This is a genomic window from Pseudomonas sp. NPDC087817, from assembly GCF_044742875.1.
Lineage (GTDB): Bacteria > Pseudomonadota > Gammaproteobacteria > Pseudomonadales > Pseudomonadaceae > Aquipseudomonas.
Map to the genome: position 1 here is coordinate 76,586 of NZ_JBIUVJ010000004.1, position 17,752 is coordinate 94,337.

The window sequence follows — 17,752 nt, forward strand, 5'->3', positions numbered from 1 at the left end:
ACTCAGACGTTACGAAGGCATCAGCCAGTGTCGCTCGGTGGTCCAGCCGAGAAAAACCTTCGCTCCCTCGTGTTTCTGACGACTTGAGGTCAGCTGATGCCCGGCTGCGGCGATGCGTAGCCCGATCATCGCGGGTAGAAATCTTTTCCGGAATTCGCTGGGTTGAGCTGCAAAATGCGACTCAAGGCAATCAAGCGCAGAACGCAACAGCTCCCCCTCCAGCATCGACAGATAAAACAACATCTGGCGCCAGGCATATGCGGTGTTTTTCAACATCACCAGACGAGCATGGTAAAGCTCGATTTGCATCTGTTGCCGCCTGCAAATCCACTCGAAGCACGTCAGGGCCAACGCACCCAAACGGTGATTCAGCAGTGTTTTCAGATTCAATTCGCCAAATAACAATGCGAGGTTTTGCGTTGTCAGGATCTGTTGCTGTTCGAGGATCGTCCCGTTGATCGCAGGTTGCCACGTTCCGATGGTGGCGTTTGCACGCTGCGCGCACAGCGTCGCCAATGCATCACTTTTTTTTGACTGGTGCCAGTGATCACTTGCGCGCCGCGATCCGCGCCTATCGGCAAGTCCCACCAGCCCGTCGGTATCAATGTCGTAATAGCGGGCGTAAAGCGTTCCGGCCATCAGACTGGCCGACTGCCTGGCGGCTCTGGTGAACTTGTTGGTGAAAGTCCCCATGAAAATGTCCGCCGCCACTTCTTCGACGAACGGAAGATCCAGTTTCGCCGTTTCAGCCAGCGCTACGAACTCTTGCAACAGCTTGTTCGGAAGAATTGCCTGCGGAAACGCTGAAAGAGTCAACGCAGAGGCTTCGATGAATGCCTGCCTGGCGCCTTCACTGGAGCTGACGCTTGCCTCACGCTCAGTTTCTAGTGCCGCAACCCAAGGCAGCTCTGCGATTTTGATCTGGCTTTGCAGGTTGACCAGTACCAATGAGCGCCGACGGCGGAAGGCACGATACGTAGCGCCGGTCAGTGCCCGCAGCGTGCCGTCTCGATATCCGGCGCTACAGATTTCCGCTGTCATCGCAGGCAGAACCTGTGCCACGGTGTCTCCGGATGAGATCAAGCCATGGTCAATCAACTCGGCAATTGTGCCCTTGCGGCAGCGTTCGAGACGTTGGCGAACGGCTGGCGGAACAGTCGTCCCAACGATCAGCCCGTGACGCTTGGCTTCCTCATCGGTGATGGATTTCAGCAGTGGCGAAAAGTCACTGACGCCGTCCGAATCCTGATAATTCGTCAGACGTGCCGCGACAGCATGGGCAATCAAGTGATGCCCGGGGGCCGCCACGTGATTGCGCTGCTCTGCTCGTTTAATGGCATGTGCATCGGATTCGGGATGACCATGTTTGACGACAAAATCATCGACGATTCGCCGGATACGTCCGACTTGTCGGCCCGTCAGCGATGCATGATCACGGGAACACTGTTCAAGTAATGCAAACAGCTCCGTTACTCGAGTCTTGAAGGGACCGGTGCTGCTGAGTTCAGCGTCACAGACTTCAGCGATCTGCGCGCCGAGTGCCGTCGCCCGATAGAACCAGTCTTCGGGATAGTGTCTGCAAGGCCAGCCCTCCTGATACGTCAAAAGAAACAGCGAGACGGCTACGTCGTAGAGAGGCAGGCGATTTTCAACAACATGTTTTTGAACGGCCAGACGCGGTTGAGCCGGTTGTTGGATCAGCCGTTTCTTGACACTGGCCGTATCAAATACATGCACCTCTGTCGTCGAAAGCGGCGGCTCGTCAATGGCGGTCGGGAAGAAACGCAGGCGGTCGAAGAACGGCACGATCTGTTCGATCAGTGTTCGCGCTTCGTCTGTACGCTGATTAAGCAGAAGCCAGGACACGGTGAGCAGCGAGGCCTCTTCCGGGACATCGATCTGATAGTTGCCTTTCGCCAAGCGTTCTTGCAGTGCTGCAACGCCCGGATCCGAAAGATGCCAGGCATTGAGATCGAAACGTTCATGACCTGCGCGAATGCCAGGAATTGATGCGGCCAACTGGCGCTCATAGGCTGTCAGATCGCCACCAGCCTGGAGTTGCCCGGTAGCGAAACCACCCGTGGCCACTTCCAGCGTGACCCACTCAGGCAAATCGGCGAACGGTATGCGTGAGCCATACTGTGCGCTGCCTTGCTTCAGATGTTCGATAACCCGCAGCCAACGCTCGACTCGCTTGCGTGCCTGCCGGTCAGCGTCGTTCGGCGAAGCGGTTAAGGCTCGAGAGAGCTGAAACGCCGCATAACCGGCGTTTACACCACCGTTTTCGCCGAACTCCCTGTCGTGGCTGGACATACTTCCTTGTGACCTGCGATGTAATGGGTCCGGGGGCTGGATTCGAACCAGCGCCCACCCGGTTAAGAGCCGAGTGTTCTACCGCTGAACTACCCCGGAACAGAGCGCGCATTGTCGACTAGCCGCAAAAAGATGTGAAGCGCTCAGTTGTGGTTTTTGTTGCGAACAATTGTGCTGTCCGTGATCAATCGTAAAACGCCTCCACCAACACCCGACTCCCGACAAAGAAACTGTCCGCCACCAACCGCAACGGCTGCAGATCCAGATCACTGGCCTTGTCGCCAATCAACTGCTGAAAATGCCGATACACCGCCGCGTACTCGCCCTCCTCCGAAACTGTCTGGCGCGCACCGTCGATACTCAACAGCGCCCCACCGTTATCCAGTCGCAACACACCTTCGGCGCAGCGAATTTCGATGCTCCAGAGTTCGTCATGACCATGGTCGAAGTCGAATTCGGCGCGCACCTCGAGGTGGCGTGCGTCAGACATTTTGATCGAAGCGGCAATCGGTGACTGGCAGTTTTCGGGTACGCGCAGTTCGGCGGACTCGACAAACAACGGCAGCGCCAGCAGGTGCGTGACAATCGACAAGGCGTTGATGCCCGGATCGAAAACGCCCAGACCACCCGGTTGCCAGATCCAGGTCTGGCCGGGGTGCCACTTGCGCACGTCTTCCTTCCAGTCGATGTGCACGCTTTGCAGGGTACGGGTGGCGAGCCAGTCGCGGGCGGCGGCAATGCCGGGCGCATAGCGCGAGTGCCAGGCGAACAACGCACTGACGCCGTGCTGCTCGGCCAGACTGACCAATGCCATTGCCTCACCCAACGTTGCACAGGGCGGCTTTTCCACCAGCACATGTTTGCCGGCGGCCAGCGCTTCCTGCACCAACGCAAATCGTCCTTGCGGCGGCGTGCAGAAGGCGATCGCGTCGACCTGCGGGCCGTTTGCGAGCAATTCGCTCAGCGACTGGAAATTCTCGACACCGGCGCAGGGCTTGCCTTGCGTGGCGACAGACAGCAACTGGAATGCGGGATTGGCGAGAATCGCCGGGACATGTTGATCTTGGGCAATCTTGCCGTAGCCCACCAGACCGAGACGGATCGGTTGCATCAATGGCTCCTGTTTTTGTTTTAGTCAGCGAACCGGCAGATTACCTGCAAACACTTCGATCGTCTGTCTGCACAACGTCACAAGGCCTCGCAGGATCAGGCAAGCATTACACAGGAATGCACTACTTCAATGCCGGGCAAAAAGGCAAAAATGTGCGTTCGATAACCCGATTGAGGACGCTCCCATGCTCGTACAAGCCTACGGTGCCCACGCTGGCGACAAACCCCTTGAGCCGATGCAGATCAACCGCCGCGCGCCGGCCGCCCATGACGTGCAGATCGATATCGCCTTCTGTGGCATCTGCCATTCGGACTTGCATCAGGTGCGTGCGGAATGGGCCGGCACACAATTCCCCTGCGTGCCAGGCCATGAAATTGTCGGGCGCGTCTCAGCCGTTGGCGCGCATGTCGCGGATTTCAAAGTCGGTGATCTGGTCGGCGTCGGTTGCATCGTCGACAGTTGCAAACACTGCGATGACTGCGAAACCGGGCTGGAAAACTACTGCGACGGCATGATCGGCACCTACAACTTCCCGACGCCAGACGCCCCCGGCTGGACACTCGGCGGCTACTCGCAAAACATCGTCGTGCATGAACGTTACGTGCTGCGCATTCGGCATCCCGAGGCGCAACTGGCAGCTGTCGCGCCACTGCTCTGCGCGGGGATCACCACCTACTCGCCGCTGCGTCAGTGGCATGCCGGGCCGGGCAAGAAAGTCGGCGTGGTCGGCATCGGTGGCCTCGGCCACATGGGCATCAAACTGGCCCATGCCATGGGCGCGCATGTCGTGGCGTTCACCACTTCCGAATCGAAACGCGAGGCGGCAAAACAACTGGGTGCCGATGAGGTCGTCGTGTCACGCAATGTCGAAGAGATGGCGGCGCATGCCAAGAGCTTTGACTTCATCCTCAACACCGTCGCAGCGCCACATGATCTCGATGCGTTTCTGGTGCTGCTCAAGCGCGATGGTGCATTGACGCTGGTGGGTGCGCCCGCCTCGCCACATCCTTCGCCGAACGTGTTCAACCTGATCATGAAACGCCGCACCATTGCCGGCTCGATGATCGGCGGGATCCCGGAAACCCAGGAGATGCTGGATTTCTGTGCCGAACACGGCATCGTCTCCGACATCGAACTGATCCGTGCTGATCAGATCAATGAATCCTACGAGCGCATGCTCAAGGGCGACGTGAAATATCGCTTCGTGATCGACAACGCGACGCTCGCCGACTGAATGTTCGCGCCGTGATCCCTGTCGCCGGAATTTGACAGGCACCGCGTTGCTCGACAAAGTCGCACCCCTTTTGCGGTCATTGCTGCCGCAAACTTGTAATGAACAGGGGTTGCCGTTGAACGAACAGACTTTGTCCATGCGCCTGGAGCGCGTGGCAGCGCATGTGCCGACCGGCGCAAGGCTGGCCGATATCGGCTCGGATCACGGCTATCTGCCGGTGGCGCTGATGCGTCGCGGGGTGATTGCTGGGGCGGTGGCCGGTGAGGTGGCGTTGACGCCCTTTCATTCGGCCCAACGCACGGTGCGCGACAACGATCTGCAGCAACGCATCACCGTGCGTCTGGCCAATGGTCTGGCGGCGATCGAGCCTGGTGACAGGATCACCGCCATCAGTATCTGCGGCATGGGCGGCGAGACGATCCGCGACATTCTCGACGGCGGTAAATCGCGTTTGAGCGGCGAAGAACGTCTGATTCTGCAACCCAACGGCGGTGAGCAGCCACTGCGCCAATGGCTGATGGACAATGGCTATCGCATCCGCCACGAGGAACTGTTGCAGGAAAACCGTTTCGACTACGAAATCATCGTCGCTGAACGTGCAGAGTCAGTGGTCTACACCGATCAAGAGCTGTACTTCGGCCCGCTGCAAATGCAGGTGCGCAGTCCGCAATTCCTGACCAAGTGGCAACGCCGGCTGCATGAAAAGCAGAAGACACTGGCCCAGTTCGCCCGGGCGCAGCAGGCTTTGCCCGAGGCAAAGGTGCAAGACGTTGCCCGGCAAGTTCAATGGATCGCCGAAATGTTGGCTTGTGCCGGATAGAGGCAGGCACTGCTCAGAGCGTTCGCGCCAAAGTCGATATCAAGCGATTGAATGCACTCGGGCTCTTCCCTGTTTCTGAGCACCCTTCATGGCTTGCAGACTGAAATATTCAAAAGTATGCGTGACCTTTTTTTGGCGGCAGCGTGGCGAAGCGGTCACTGTTCTGAAAGTCGCATTCAATTGCGGAAATAAAAAAAGTTGTCGAACGCATACATTACTGACTGCAACGTCTGGACCTAGGCGATTTTTATGAGATTGCCGTTAAGGACAATCACGTCTACGTGGTCTTCATGACTGAAGTTCTCTACGAGGTCTTGAAGATGTACATGCTCCACGCCTTCAACTGCCATTTCATCGGCGGCGCGGATTAGAAAAGCGCCAAGCGCCCTGATGGTTTCGGGGTCAGCAAGGATCGAAATATCATCGAGGCGGATGCTGTTCTCACTGCCAACGGCGGTTCCGTGTACGGTGAACGTGTTGAATTTCTTCATCGTTGATAAGGCTCAAAAGGAGTTTTTATTGGCGAAGCATTCCAGACTCATAATCCAGCCATCCCTTTGCTTCTTTCTCGGCCAATACACTCAGCACATCGTCAAGGGAAACGTCGGCAGGAACGTTGATGGAGAAGAACTTTTTGCTCATACCTTCCCATGCGCAGCCTCTAGCAACCAGATCTTCCAAAACACTAGAAATCCATGGCTCACCCGCCTCGAAAAAAATGATACGAAGGGTACTGTTGCCGGTATTTTTTATGACTTTCTCAAATTGGTACTCAGCGTTCACCACGGGGCTTACCGAAATCTCGTCATCAAGACAAACTTCCCGTGTGTAAAACGGAATGTTCTTCACGATAAATGAGCCCGAGTCCAATCTCTCAGCCCACAGGCTCTCGCTTGAAACCGGTGGATAGTCATCTTCGACCAATAACTTGAAAAATACCTTCTCCATTTACATCCTTATGTTCAATGTAACAGGCAGGGTATGGAAGCCAACGACGAGCACTCCAGTACGCGAGATGGCTCTATCGGGTAGTGCTGCAGACACGCGTCTCCATAGGCGATATTTTCGCCATCAGCAATCGACGACAGATAACTGTCGATCATGGAAAAATCACAGCTTGCGGGAATATCCACAGCAAACAACGATAGACCGCGAGTTGATAAACAGAACGCACCATATTCTTGCAACCGGGTGATTATCTTTGCTTTCTCGCCCGGATCACTCGCGAAAACCCTGATTGTCGAGTGCCCGCCTTGACTCACCACACGGGCAGCTATCCGCTCCTCGCCATCCAGTTGTACTTGCACACGATCACCTTTACTGACGCCGTGAACGTAATAAGGTGTGTTGTCTATTTCGTAAACGTCCTTCCCTCGGTAGATGCCCCATACCGATTCAACCGAAAAGGGAGGGTAATCATCTTCGTCAGGCGTTAACTTGAAAATAATCTTGTGAAAAATATCAGTCATATCCGTGCTCAAAGGGAAGCTTTCACTGGCGTCAAGACGCTCGACATTTCAGTCCGAAGAGGATTCCACTCCCACCATCCAAACGTCTTCGTAACCTTCTCTGTCGATAATGAACCTGGAACCTGCGGGCAGAAAAAGATACTTCAGCACTTGCGGTAATTCATCAACCAAATGGCTGGTGTGCAGCGTTTGATAGAAGCCGCTGGCTGGCGAGTGCTCACCGCAGTGAATGAACCAACTGACCGTGCCACCCTCAGGCAATTGGACTCTCGATCCGTAAATCGGCGACTTGTGGAGAGTATTCAATGCAATGGCAACCACCTCCTCGGGAGGGTGTGGCGTCAGCCCATACCTGGCACACACCTGCTGGTGCGATTCGTCCGGAGTTGCACAATCAGCTTTTTGCATCATTAGGTCCCTATTTCAAATTGGCTTGACAGCCGACCAGAGCACGCTTTCCAACGGTATAAACTCAATGCCTTTAAGCCCTGCCGCCCGTGCTTTGAAAGCGCTGGAACAAATCAACGTATTACTACCGGAAATCATTCCTTTGAACTTGAACAAGTCATGCTTGAACACCTCAGGCAACACTAACTTTTTGAATCTGAAAATCAACCCGTCTTCTTCAACAAATGTCGAGCCCAACCCTGTATCAGAGCGAGCATCAAGCTCTTCAAAAAGGACCGCATTGTAGGTTTTGACGGATACAGGCTCTCCCTTGGTTGATACCACATCGATTGCCACGCGATCCGCGATTCCGACATCAAGCTCCGCGCACACTGACAAAAAATCGTCACTGGCTATATAAAAACGCGAAACACTGCGGATATCGAAATCATAGAACCGGTCCTTCGATATCAGCACCATTCCTTCCGGATACGGGGTATGAAATGTGTAGTTTATTTTCTCCGCATACCAAGGAAAGAAGCCAAATTTCACGCCTTCCGCATCGGGATAGAACTTATCGTATAAATTCGCGTTCAATAAGCCACGCGGGCAGTCAGACTCTTCCTTTTGAGAGAGCACGTAGTATTCCATATCGCCCCGTATCCATCCTGACCTGACTATTAAAAGGATGTCACCAGAAACCTTCTTAAATTCGCCTTATCCCAGACCATAGAACCTCGTCCAATGGGGTAAACCCAATACCTTTAAAGCTTTCTGCCAACTCCTTGAACGCCTGAGAACAGACCAGACTATCGCTACCGGAAATCAGTCTGCGGTACTTGAACAGGTCCAGAGTCCACTCAGTTGGAAGTACCAGCTTTTTGAACCTGATCGGCCGGCCGTTTTCTTCGACAAATGTTGATGCCGGATCGCAGTTCGTTCGAACGTCCAGCTCATCAAACAACACGGCATTATAATTTTTTTCTGAAATACGCTTCCCCGCCTCTGACAGCACTTCAATCCTGACGCTGTCGATAATATTGACGTTCGTCTTGCGACAGACCGCCAGAAACGCATCACTGACCACGTAGAAAAAACGCGAAATACTTCTGATATCAAAATCGTAGTATTCATCCCTGGAAATAAGAACCATCCCCTGCGGAAAAGGCGTGCGCGGGCCGGCCTTTGCCCTTTCTGCATACCATGGAAAAAAACCGAATTTCACATCTTTTGTGTCTGGATAAAATTTGTCAAAAAGGTCGCCATGCAAAATCCCGACGGGACAGCCAACGTCCTCCAATTGCGAAAGCACGTAATAACTCATTAAAGCCCCCAATCAACCTGGTCAGAATACGTCCAGGACATCATGACCTCGAAATTCTGGTTGATTGCCCTGCAAACACCGCTCCAAGCAAATCGGCGAGATCACCTGTAATTTCAGCTTGAGACGACAGTCGCACTTCAAGTGTTTTTATAGACTTACACCAGGCAACAGCATCTGAAAAAACAAAAGTCAAACGATCATTCGCGATAAAAACTTCGTCAACACCACCATAGCCTGCCAATCCAGGATTGCCGATTTCAACATGGTAAGTGTCTTGACCCAGTTCCACATCTTGCTCATCAACCTCCGTCGCTCGCTGAAGAATCAGAAAGTCCTCAGGTTCATGGGCGTTGTCAGACAGCGCGACAGTCAAAACTTCATCTTCTGAGGAGGCATCGAAGTATATTGCGGAGAATTTAATATCCATGTTTTTCCGTTTTGGGAGCGGACTACGTCTAAGAGTGTACGGAGAAAATAATGATGGTTTGGATCAAGACCCGATGTATTTGTAATACACCACTAACTCCCCCTCTCGTTGTGAAATCTCAAGATGGAGAATCGCCTCGCCGGGAGCGCCATTAGCCCAAAGGATGCATTCCATGCCTAACGTCTTGCTATTGGTTTCATAAGCATCGATGAAAGGTCGGTCTCGCCCGTTTGTATCGAAGGCTGTCTCTTCAGGGGCTATGGATATTGTTGTGCCGGGACCAAAATACTCATCGATTGACGCGTAGATTTCATCCGCCACAGCGTCCGATATTGCGAAATCCCGCTTGAGCGCTGCATTATCACGCCGATCAATAGCGTCAACAAACGACTCAGCCTTCACATGAGCCTGTGCAGGAGTGGGCAATAGCCACCAATACAACAGCGTCTCGTCACTATCGTCGTCGAGGTTTTTATAGATGTTGGCGTAATACCACTGAATCCCGGTTTGCTCACGGAACCTGTCAAAAAAACCGTTGATTCTCTCCATGCCATTTTTCGCAGGAACAGCCAGCGACAAACTTCCCTCGCAGACGCCATCCAGTGTTCCATCCAACTCGCGGACAACATCATCTTCAAGCGCAGTGATCGCGTCCGGGGAAATGTAATCGGCGTAGATTTGAATACAGAAATTACCGCCTCGCTTCAGCACCTCGGCAGGTGCATTTCTATCCTTGATCGAGACGATATCCCCCCTCGCCAGGTTTTGCGCCAGGCCAGGTGAAGAGAGTAATTCGTAGGTGTGCTGATCAATCTGACGCGCGAGCAGTTCCTCACGGACAGCGCCACCATCATCGGCCATGTAAACCTGGATCAGCACAGGTGATTGCTTGTCGTCCATAAGGGGTGACACCGCTCCTTGTTCCATAAATGACATCCCTCTCTATCCCGGCGCCAAGGTTACACGATGCGACCTCTGCATCCACCTTGACGTTTGCAAGGCTCCTTGGCCGCCGTAAATCCTGGGGTGAAGAAGAACATCATCGAGCTTGCAGATTGTCTTCAACCCACTGGGCAAGAACGGGCCGGTCAATGCTTCGCGCGGCATCCGCCAGATAGACGGCCTCGTCCGCACCCACGGTCAATCCATGGGCTAGAAGTATCTGCAGACCTCCAATGGCCTGCGGCTCTTCGCCCATATGGAAAACGGCTTGTCGCGCAGGGGTCAGACCGTTGTCTGCCACTGAATCAACACTTGCGCCAGCGTCAATCAATCGACCTGCACGCTCTATCGGGCCGAGTTTCAAAAGCGCCGACAACGGCGTAACGCCGGCGTCATCAGTGACGTCGATCAAGTTGTGGGTTTTGTACCAGTCGAGTACCCATGCGAAGACAGAATCATCACTTTCCAGCGCCGAGCGATGCAGCAGGCTGCCACCGCTCAGACTGTTTTTCTGAAAAAAATCCACGCCATTTTCCGCAAGAAAATCGAGTGTTTCCACGTTTTCAGCGACGTAGAACAACACCGGGATGTCGCTGTACGACTCGCGGTTTTTTATGTGCGGAAGCAAACGTTGCATTGCACTGCTATCTCCGCCAGCCAGCGCGTCGCCGGCTTCATAAAGATCCACTAGCTGTTCTTCATCGATCATCGATTGCTCCGTAAGACCGCGATGTTATGGCAGCGCCCCTCGTCTAGGCAGACTTAACTTAACCCGTCCCCGTCGTTTTATCGCCGAATAGGATCCGAAGGCCGACCCTGTGCGTTGGGCACTTGATACACCACATCACAAATGATGTACCTGAAACCCCATTTATCAACCTCCTGCAACTTCTTAAAGTTCTCTCCAACAGCAGCCCATCAATCCGACAGGCTGACCACTGGAGATACTCAAATGCCTTTCATCAGCGTACGCATCACCCGTGACGGCGTCACTCGGGAGCAGAAAGCCCAGGTGATCAAGGAGATCACGGAAACGATGGAACGGGTGCTCCACAAGGATCCCAAACTGACGCACATCGTCATCGAGGAAGTCGACACGGATAACTGGGGTTACGCTGGCATGACGACCACGGAGTACCGCAAACAGTTGTCGGACGCCTCATCATGAGTCGCGTGGTGAAAATCGATGTTGTCTCGGATGTCGTCTGCCCATGGTGCGCGCTCGGCGTTACCGCACTTGAGCAAGCGATCGAAAGTCTGGCGGGTGAAGTCGAGGTTGAACTGACCTACAAGCCGTTCGAACTTAATCCGGAGATGCCGGCGGCTGGCGAACACGCTATCGAGCACATGATGCGCAAGTACGGTCGCAGCGCTGAGCAAGTGGCGCAGCGCAACGCGATGATCATTCAACGCGGTGAGGAGATTGGCTTTCACTTCGACCTGGAAAAGCGCAGTCATTTTTACAACACGTTCGATGCCCATCGCTTGCTGTTTTGGGCCTCGACACAAGGGCGCCAGCGCGCACTGAAAAAGCTCTTGTTGCGGGCTTACTTCACCGATGGAAAAAACCCGGATGACCGCCAGACGCTGGTGAATCTGGCCAAGGACGCGGGGCTCGACAGTGAGCGTGCAGAAGCCGTACTGGCCTCTGCAGAGTTCAGTCGTGAAGTCCGCGAACTCGAAGCGTTTTATCAGCAGCGCGGCATCCAGTCGGTCCCGGCGATGGTTATCAATGACCGACACATCCTGTCCGGATCGCAATCGGTCGCTGATTACCGGCAAGCGTTACGTCAGGCGGCGCTGGTTGGCGCTCACGTCTGACCGTTGAAAATCCGTTCACTCAATTCATTTCGATTACATGAGGATTCATCATGAGCACGTCCAACAAAGTGGTAGTGGTTACCGGCGCCTCTCAAGGTATTGGCGCAGGTCTGGTCAAAGGCTTTCGTGAGCGCGGCTATCAGGTGGTCGCGACCTCCCGGTCAATCCAGCCTTCTACCGACCCGGACATTCTGACCGTGGCTGGCGACATCGCTGATCCTGCCACTGCCGAGCGCGTCATCCGCGAAGCCGTCGCCCGCTTCGGGCGGATCGACACGCTGGTCAACAACGCGGGGATCTTTGTCGCGAAGCCATTCACCGAGTACAGCCAGGCAGATTACGCCCAGGTTGTGGCCACCAACATGAGCGGCTTCTTCCACATCTCGCAACTGGCGATTACCGAGATGGAGAAGCACAGCAGCGGCCACATCGTCAGCGTGACCACCAGCCTGGTGGATCATGCCATCGACGGCGTACCTTCGGTGCTGGCCTCGCTGACCAAGGGCGGCATCAACGCGGCAACCAAATCGCTGGCCATCGAGTACGCCAAGCGCGGCATTCGGGTCAACGCCGTGTCGCCGGGCATCATCAAGACGCCGATGCACGGTGTGGAGACTCACGCAGCGCTCGGCAGCCTGCACCCGGTTGGCCATATGGGTGAGATTGACGACATCGTGCAGGCGATCCTCTATCTGGACAGCGCGAATTTCGTCACCGGTGAGATTCTGCACGTCGATGGCGGTCAGAGCGCGGGGCATTAATTCCCTGTTGTCCCTGCAACAAGAAAACGGCGCCGTCGGTGTATACCGGCGGCGCCGTTTCATGTAGTAAACACCGGGATGAAATGTCTGTTGAGACTCGGTGCCCTCCCTTATGAAACGCCACTTTGATGACTTGCAATTGGGCAGTATCGAACTGTTTTGCCTCGCCGCCGAGGCCGGTAGCTTCACCGCCGCCGCACAGCTGGCCGGGGTGACACCGGCGGCGGTGAGCCGATCGATTCTGCGGCTGGAGCAACGCCTGGGTTCCCGGCTGTTCGCCAGAACCACACGCAGCATTCGGTTGACCGAGGCTGGCCGAAATTTTTTCGTCCAGTGCAGCCAGGCCCTGACCCAACTGGTCGAGGCGCAACAAGAAGTCATGGGCGCGCAGACGACCGCGTCGGGACGTTTGCGCATCAGTCTGCCGACCACTTACGGGCATCACCGCATTCTGCCGCTGCTGCCAGCCTTTCGAGCGCTCTACCCGCAAGTCACGGTGGATATTCACTTGGGCAATCGCAATATCGACTTCGTCGCGGAGGGCTACGATCTGGCGATCCGCGTCCGTGCTCAACCGGACTCGACCCTGATTGCCCGCCTGCTGGAAGACGCGAAACTGGTGGTGGTGGCGTCGCCCGACTATCTGCACAAAGCGGGCGTGCCGCAGACCCTGGAAGATCTGGCTCAGCACGAGTGCATCCAGTTCGAACTGCCCAGCAGCGGGCGGCGGATCTCCTGGCTGTTTCAGGAAAATGGCAAGGATCGTGAGGTGTTTTCCGACGGTGGTTACTCCTGCTCAGACGATGTGCTCGGCGGCGTAACGCTGGCTAAGCATGGCGCGGGAGTGTTCCAGACCTACAAATTCATTGTTGAACAGGAACTGGCGGACGGTCGCCTCGTCGAGGTGCTTCAGCCCTATAGCGGTCGCTCAAGGCCTTACACCTTGCTCTACCCGCACGGTCGCTATGTGCCGCAACACGTGCGCGCCTTCGTCGATTTCCTCCTGCAATACCGCGATCAATGGGCGGCGCTTTAGCGGCAAACACAGCCGACACGACAGACCGATTGCACTGGCTCTGGCCACGCAGGTAGTATTGAGAGAGATTCTCACTAACATCTGGAAAGCTCACCAGTGCACTCTCTTCCGTCCAGCAAGCTGGGATTCTTTTTCAGCGATCATCATCGTTGGCTGCTGCAACACATCAATCGGCAGGTGCGTAACCACGCGGATGCCGAGGACACTGCCGCCGATACCTTTTGCCAGTTGTTGGTGGCGCGAGTGGACCCCGACAGCATCGAGCAGCCACGGGCCTATCTATCGACCATCGCGCGCCGGTTGATCTTCGACCGTCACCGCCGACGCAAGCTTGAGCTGGCTTACCTTGAGCGCCTCTCGGCGCTGCCAGAAGCATTGGCGCCCTCCCCTGAAGAGCAACTGCAATTGATCGAAGCGCTGGTGGCCATCGACCGCGCCCTCGATGGCTTGCCGTTGATCGTCAAGGCGACGTTCCTCTACAGCCAGCTGGACGGGCTGAGCTACGTGGCAATTGCGCAGAAGCTGGGGCTGTCGGAGCGCACGGTGAGCCGTTACATGAAACAGGCCTTGCGCCAGTGCTACCTGTGCGACATGGCGCCATGAGCAAAACACGCCTGGACCCGATCAGCGAGCAAGCCATCGACTGGATGGTCAAGCTTCGCGCCGGCACGCCGGATGCTGCACTGCAACAGCGTTTCAACGCCTGGCTGGCGATGGACCGTGCACACAGCCAGGCCTGGGACAATTTGCAGGAACGCTTGGGCGGATCGTTCAACACGGTGCGCACACTGGATCGACGCCTGCCCGGCCAGGCGAGTGAGGCGCGTCAGGTTCTGTTGCAGCCACAGGCCTCGCGCCGCGATGCCTTGCGCATGATCGCCGGCCTCGGTCTGCTCGGTGGCAGTCTGTTGCTTGGCAGCAAAACCCGCCTGGGTGAAACGCTTCTGGCTGATCTGCACACCGGGCGCGGTCAACGACAGACGTTTAATCTGGCCGATGGCAGCCGCCTCAGCCTGAACGCTGACAGCGCGGTGGATCTGCGCTTCGATGAGCAGCAACGGGTGGTCATTCTGCGCCACGGCGAACTGGTGATTGATGTCGCGCCCGACCCGCGTCGCCCGCTGATAGTACGAACCGCCGAAGGCGAAATGCGTGCGCTGGGCACGCGTTTTCTGGTCATTCAGGAACAGGACGCCAGCCGCCTCGTGGTGCTGCAGCATTCCGTGCAAGCCCGTTTGTTCGATGGCACCACGCAAGTCGTCAAGGAAGGCCAGGCAGCGCTGCTCTCCTCGCGCGACATTACGCTGACCAGCGGCGATGAGCGTCGACGCGCCGACTGGCTGAGCGGGCGTTTGAATGTGCTGGACGAGTCGCTGGAGCAAGTGGTCGAAGCGCTGCGTCCTTATCATCGTGGTTTCGTGCGCGTGGCTCCCGAGGTTCGCGGTCTGCGCGTGCAAGGCGTGTTCCCGCTGGACGATCCCGAGCGCACCCTCGGCGCCCTGGCCGAAACCCTGCCTATTCGCGTGAATCGTTACAGTCCCTGGCTGACATTGATCAGCAAACAGTGAGGGACGAAAAGTTTTTTTTGAAAACCGTTCTTGTTTGTGTCCGGTTTTCATTTCTCATCCCTCCTATCTCCTGACACTTCAAAACAAACAGGAGAATGTTGTGCTCAACACGTGGCCCCGTACCCTTCCCGTCGCCGTTGCCCTGGCAACTCTGGCGAGTTCAGCGCTGGCGCAAGACCTGAGTTTCAACCTGCCGGCCGGCCCTCTCGCCAGCACGCTCAATGCGATTGCCGGGCAGAGCGGGCAAATCATTTCGCTGGAGCCGGCCCTGGTGCAGGGCAAACGCGCGCCAGCGGTGATTGGCCAGATGCCGGCTGAACAAGCGCTGCAAAAGGCGCTGGCGGGCAGCGGTTTGCAGCTACGCGTGACCGGGCAAGGCAACTTCAGCGTCGAGCCCGCCACCGACAGCAGCGCAGCGCTGCAACTGGGTGCCACCAACATCGTCGAACGCAGCTACGGCGCCACCACCGAGGGCTCGGGCTCCTACGCAGCAAAGGCCGTGACCATCGGCAAAGGCACGCACACCCTCAAGGAAATTCCGCAGTCGGTCACCGTGATGACCCGCAAGCAAATGGACGATCAGGGCCTTACCGATCTCAAGGACGCGGCCAACAAGACCACCGGCCTGGTCGGTGTTCAGGGCGTGGGCAAAGGCATGATTCTCACCTCGCGCGGTTTCCAGATCGACGACTGGCAGTACGACGGCGTGCCGATCACGCGTAACTCCTACGCCTTGGGCAACTGGGCGACCCAGGACCTGATTTTCTTCGATCGTCTGGAAGTGCTGCGCGGCGCATCCGGCCTGCTGCAAGGCGCCGGCAGCCCCGGCGGCGCGGTCAACCTGGTGCGCAAACGCGGCCAGAATGCCCCGACCGTGACCATCACTGGCAAGGCCGGCTCTTGGGATCACTACGGTTTGCAACTGGATGCCGGTGGGCCGCTGAACTCGACGGGCACGGTGCGCGGGCGCTTCGTCGCCGATGAAGACCAGAGTCAGTCGTTCGTCGATTACGAATGGAGCAAGACTCACTCGCTGTACGGTGCACTGGACTTCGACCTGAGCGACGACACCACATGGGGCGTGGCGGTCAGTAACTCCGACGGCGAGTCACGACCGATGATTCGCGGCCTGCCGCGCTACTCCGACGGCAAGCCGCTGAATGTGCCGCGCTCAGCCTACGGTGGCGCTCGCTGGAACCATTTGGACATCGACGTCACCACGCTTTATACCGATCTGGAACACCGCTTCAACGATGATTGGGCGTTCAAGGTCGGCGCCGTGCGCATGAGTGAAACCAACAAAGGCAAAAGCCAGCGTCTGCAAACCAGCGGCGACGGGATCAGGCCCGATGGCAGCGGTATTCAATACGCCGACTTCGTCACGGACTTCGACGCGACCAAACTCGGCCTGGACATGAACCTCAGCGGCCACTTCGAAGCCCTATCGATGGAGCACGAAGTGATGCTTGGCGGTAACTACGCCAAGTACACGTCCGACGATAAATTCGCCCGAACCTTCAACAACAACACCACCGACACGATCTTCGACATCGACCACGACCGTCCCGAAATCAGCTACGAAGGCTTGCTCAATACGCCGGGTGGCCGCGCCACGCCGAGTAAATACGACATCCGCCAAAAAGGTCTGTATGGCAGCTGGCGCGTCAAACCGATCGAGCCACTGACTTTGGTACTCGGTTCGCGGGTGAGCTGGTATGACTACAACTACCAGTCTGCGACCCAAGTGGCTTTCAGCGACGTCGTTACGCCCCTTCCGGACAGCACCGCGAAGGAAACCGGTGTGGTCACGCCCTACGCTGGCATCATTTACGACCTGAGCCGCGAATGGGCGGTGTATGCCAGCTACACCGACGTGTTCGAGCCGCAAACCAACCGCGACGCCAGTGGCCAGACGCTCAAACCGGTGGTTGGCAGCAACTATGAGGTCGGGCTCAAGGGTGAATTGCTGGACGGCCGGGTCAACACCTCCCTGGCGCTGTTCCGCTATGACCAGGAAAACCGCGCCGTCAACGATCTCGCATCGGGGATGATCTGCGACGGTTGGTATTGCTCCAACGCCGCCGGCAAAGTCCGCAGTCAGGGCATCGAAGCCGAGATCAGCGGCGAAGTCCTGAGCAATCTGCAACTGTTCGCCGGTTACACCTACAACACCACCAAATACCTCGATGACCCGGACAATGAAGGCAAAGTCTTCAGCACCTGGACGCCGAAACACATGCTGCGAGTCTGGGGCGACTACCAGTTCAGCGGCGATTGGGAGCGGGTCAGCACCGGTCTGGGTTTCACCACCCAAAGCCACACGCTGGGTTATGAACACACCTATGACGTCGCCGGTTACACCGTGTGGAGCGCCCGTCTCGGCTACCAGTTGAGCAAGGAAATCGACCTGGCGGTGAACGCCAACAACCTGTTCGACAAGCGCTACTACACCGCTGCCTACAACCAGCTCAACGGCAACAACAACTTCGGCGACCCGCGCAACGTGATGTTCAGCGTGAAGTACACACCGGAGTTCTGA

Annotated in this window: 19 protein-coding genes, 1 tRNA gene and 1 pseudogene; 9 read left to right on the forward strand and 12 right to left on the reverse strand. The window is 56.4% G+C overall.

What is annotated here, in order from left to right; all coding sequences use genetic code 11:
* Positions 1-9 precede the first annotated feature (9 nt).
* The 3 genes from ACIONG_RS05610 to ACIONG_RS05620 form a co-directional block, all read right to left on the reverse strand.
* Complete coding sequence (locus ACIONG_RS05610; RefSeq protein ID WP_401297317.1) at positions 10-2,313, reverse strand: hypothetical protein; 2,304 nt, start codon at positions 2,311-2,313, stop codon at positions 10-12.
* A gap of 24 nt (positions 2,314-2,337) precedes the next feature.
* Positions 2,338-2,412, reverse strand: a tRNA-Lys gene (locus tag ACIONG_RS05615).
* Between the two features lie 85 nt (positions 2,413-2,497).
* Positions 2,498-3,424: a Gfo/Idh/MocA family protein gene (locus tag ACIONG_RS05620; RefSeq protein ID WP_401297319.1), complete on the reverse strand. Its 927-nt coding sequence runs from the start codon at positions 3,422-3,424 to the stop codon at positions 2,498-2,500.
* A 184-nt stretch (positions 3,425-3,608) separates the two neighbouring features.
* Between ACIONG_RS05620 and ACIONG_RS05625 the strand changes: the two genes are divergently transcribed.
* Positions 3,609-4,658, forward strand: a complete 1,050-nt coding sequence (locus ACIONG_RS05625) for an NAD(P)-dependent alcohol dehydrogenase (protein ID WP_401297321.1) — start codon at positions 3,609-3,611, stop codon at positions 4,656-4,658.
* A gap of 115 nt (positions 4,659-4,773) precedes the next feature.
* Positions 4,774-5,478, forward strand: coding sequence for a tRNA (adenine(22)-N(1))-methyltransferase (locus tag ACIONG_RS05630; RefSeq protein WP_401297323.1), 705 nt, complete (start codon positions 4,774-4,776; stop codon positions 5,476-5,478).
* Between the two features lie 236 nt (positions 5,479-5,714).
* Here the strand turns inward: ACIONG_RS05630 and ACIONG_RS05635 are convergent, their stop codons facing one another.
* The 9 genes and pseudogenes from ACIONG_RS05635 to ACIONG_RS05675 form a co-directional block, all read right to left on the reverse strand.
* Positions 5,715-5,969, reverse strand: a complete 255-nt coding sequence (locus ACIONG_RS05635; protein ID WP_213028437.1) for a hypothetical protein — start codon at positions 5,967-5,969, stop codon at positions 5,715-5,717.
* Positions 5,970-5,994: 25 nt separating this feature from the next.
* Positions 5,995-6,426 (reverse strand): DUF4265 domain-containing protein, encoded by a 432-nt coding sequence (locus tag ACIONG_RS05640; RefSeq protein WP_103303561.1) that lies wholly within the window; start codon positions 6,424-6,426, stop codon positions 5,995-5,997.
* 14 nt (positions 6,427-6,440) lie between these two features.
* Positions 6,441-6,947 (reverse strand): DUF4265 domain-containing protein, encoded by a 507-nt coding sequence (locus ACIONG_RS05645; protein WP_401297326.1) that lies wholly within the window; start codon positions 6,945-6,947, stop codon positions 6,441-6,443.
* A gap of 48 nt (positions 6,948-6,995) precedes the next feature.
* Positions 6,996-7,355, reverse strand: coding sequence for a hypothetical protein (locus ACIONG_RS05650; RefSeq protein ID WP_315446595.1), 360 nt, complete (start codon positions 7,353-7,355; stop codon positions 6,996-6,998).
* 15 nt (positions 7,356-7,370) lie between these two features.
* A complete protein-coding gene (locus ACIONG_RS05655) occupies positions 7,371-7,985 on the reverse strand; it encodes an Imm43 family immunity protein (protein WP_401297328.1) in 615 nt (204 codons plus the stop codon).
* 55 nt (positions 7,986-8,040) lie between these two features.
* A complete protein-coding gene (locus ACIONG_RS05660) occupies positions 8,041-8,658 on the reverse strand; it encodes an Imm43 family immunity protein (protein ID WP_401297330.1) in 618 nt (205 codons plus the stop codon).
* Positions 8,659-8,698: 40 nt separating this feature from the next.
* A complete protein-coding gene (locus ACIONG_RS05665; RefSeq protein ID WP_103303556.1) occupies positions 8,699-9,085 on the reverse strand; it encodes an Imm10 family immunity protein in 387 nt (128 codons plus the stop codon).
* Positions 9,086-9,511: 426 nt separating this feature from the next.
* Positions 9,512-9,985, reverse strand: a pseudogene (locus ACIONG_RS05670) (DUF4265 domain-containing protein); the annotation flags it as partial.
* A 139-nt stretch (positions 9,986-10,124) separates the two neighbouring features.
* Positions 10,125-10,736: a hypothetical protein gene (locus tag ACIONG_RS05675; protein WP_315446592.1), complete on the reverse strand. Its 612-nt coding sequence runs from the start codon at positions 10,734-10,736 to the stop codon at positions 10,125-10,127.
* A 243-nt stretch (positions 10,737-10,979) separates the two neighbouring features.
* On the opposite strand from ACIONG_RS05675, the gene ACIONG_RS05680 reads away from it, so the two are divergent.
* From ACIONG_RS05680 to ACIONG_RS05710, 7 genes are all read left to right on the forward strand, one after another.
* Positions 10,980-11,195: a 4-oxalocrotonate tautomerase family protein gene (locus ACIONG_RS05680; protein WP_103303554.1), complete on the forward strand. Its 216-nt coding sequence runs from the start codon at positions 10,980-10,982 to the stop codon at positions 11,193-11,195.
* Positions 11,192-11,848, forward strand: a complete 657-nt coding sequence (locus ACIONG_RS05685; RefSeq protein WP_401297333.1) for a DsbA family oxidoreductase — start codon at positions 11,192-11,194, stop codon at positions 11,846-11,848. The genes ACIONG_RS05680 and ACIONG_RS05685 overlap by 4 nt, the downstream gene beginning before the upstream one ends.
* Before the next feature lie 50 nt (positions 11,849-11,898).
* A complete protein-coding gene (locus tag ACIONG_RS05690; RefSeq protein WP_103303552.1) occupies positions 11,899-12,609 on the forward strand; it encodes an SDR family NAD(P)-dependent oxidoreductase in 711 nt (236 codons plus the stop codon).
* Positions 12,610-12,721: 112 nt separating this feature from the next.
* On the forward strand, positions 12,722-13,645 hold the full coding sequence (locus ACIONG_RS05695; RefSeq protein WP_315446590.1) for a LysR family transcriptional regulator: 924 nt from the start codon (positions 12,722-12,724) through the stop codon (positions 13,643-13,645).
* A gap of 96 nt (positions 13,646-13,741) precedes the next feature.
* The gene (locus ACIONG_RS05700) at positions 13,742-14,248 is read left to right on the forward strand and encodes a sigma-70 family RNA polymerase sigma factor (RefSeq protein ID WP_103303550.1); all 507 of its coding nucleotides are present in this window, start codon (positions 13,742-13,744) and stop codon (positions 14,246-14,248) included.
* Complete coding sequence (locus tag ACIONG_RS05705; protein WP_103303549.1) at positions 14,245-15,213, forward strand: FecR family protein; 969 nt, start codon at positions 14,245-14,247, stop codon at positions 15,211-15,213. The genes ACIONG_RS05700 and ACIONG_RS05705 overlap by 4 nt, the downstream gene beginning before the upstream one ends.
* A gap of 100 nt (positions 15,214-15,313) precedes the next feature.
* Positions 15,314-17,752 carry a TonB-dependent siderophore receptor gene (locus tag ACIONG_RS05710; protein ID WP_401297337.1) on the forward strand — a complete coding sequence of 813 codons (2,439 nt, stop codon included), beginning with the start codon at positions 15,314-15,316 and terminating at the stop codon, positions 17,750-17,752.

Bases quoted from the DNA above. Each gene is read 5' to 3' on its own strand.
- ACIONG_RS05640 (WP_103303561.1), bottom strand. From the start codon at position 6,426: ATGGAGAAGGTATTTTTCAAGTTATTGGTCGAAGATGACTATCCACCG.
- ACIONG_RS05625 (WP_401297321.1), top strand. From the start codon at position 3,609: ATGCTCGTACAAGCCTACGGTGCCCACGCTGGCGACAAACCCCTTGAG.
- ACIONG_RS05690 (WP_103303552.1), top strand. From the start codon at position 11,899: ATGAGCACGTCCAACAAAGTGGTAGTGGTTACCGGCGCCTCTCAAGGT.
- ACIONG_RS05680 (WP_103303554.1), top strand. From the start codon at position 10,980: ATGCCTTTCATCAGCGTACGCATCACCCGTGACGGCGTCACTCGGGAG.
- ACIONG_RS05660 (WP_401297330.1), bottom strand. From the start codon at position 8,658: ATGAGTTATTACGTGCTTTCGCAATTGGAGGACGTTGGCTGTCCCGTC.
- ACIONG_RS05675 (WP_315446592.1), bottom strand. From the start codon at position 10,736: ATGATCGATGAAGAACAGCTAGTGGATCTTTATGAAGCCGGCGACGCG.
- ACIONG_RS05685 (WP_401297333.1), top strand. From the start codon at position 11,192: ATGAGTCGCGTGGTGAAAATCGATGTTGTCTCGGATGTCGTCTGCCCA.
- ACIONG_RS05645 (WP_401297326.1), bottom strand. From the start codon at position 6,947: ATGACTGATATTTTTCACAAGATTATTTTCAAGTTAACGCCTGACGAA.
- ACIONG_RS05665 (WP_103303556.1), bottom strand. From the start codon at position 9,085: ATGGATATTAAATTCTCCGCAATATACTTCGATGCCTCCTCAGAAGAT.
- ACIONG_RS05650 (WP_315446595.1), bottom strand. From the start codon at position 7,355: ATGCAAAAAGCTGATTGTGCAACTCCGGACGAATCGCACCAGCAGGTG.
- ACIONG_RS05620 (WP_401297319.1), bottom strand. From the start codon at position 3,424: ATGCAACCGATCCGTCTCGGTCTGGTGGGCTACGGCAAGATTGCCCAA.
- ACIONG_RS05610 (WP_401297317.1), bottom strand. From the start codon at position 2,313: ATGTCCAGCCACGACAGGGAGTTCGGCGAAAACGGTGGTGTAAACGCC.
- ACIONG_RS05695 (WP_315446590.1), top strand. From the start codon at position 12,722: ATGAAACGCCACTTTGATGACTTGCAATTGGGCAGTATCGAACTGTTT.
- ACIONG_RS05635 (WP_213028437.1), bottom strand. From the start codon at position 5,969: ATGAAGAAATTCAACACGTTCACCGTACACGGAACCGCCGTTGGCAGT.
- ACIONG_RS05655 (WP_401297328.1), bottom strand. From the start codon at position 7,985: ATGGAATACTACGTGCTCTCTCAAAAGGAAGAGTCTGACTGCCCGCGT.
- ACIONG_RS05705 (WP_103303549.1), top strand. From the start codon at position 14,245: ATGAGCAAAACACGCCTGGACCCGATCAGCGAGCAAGCCATCGACTGG.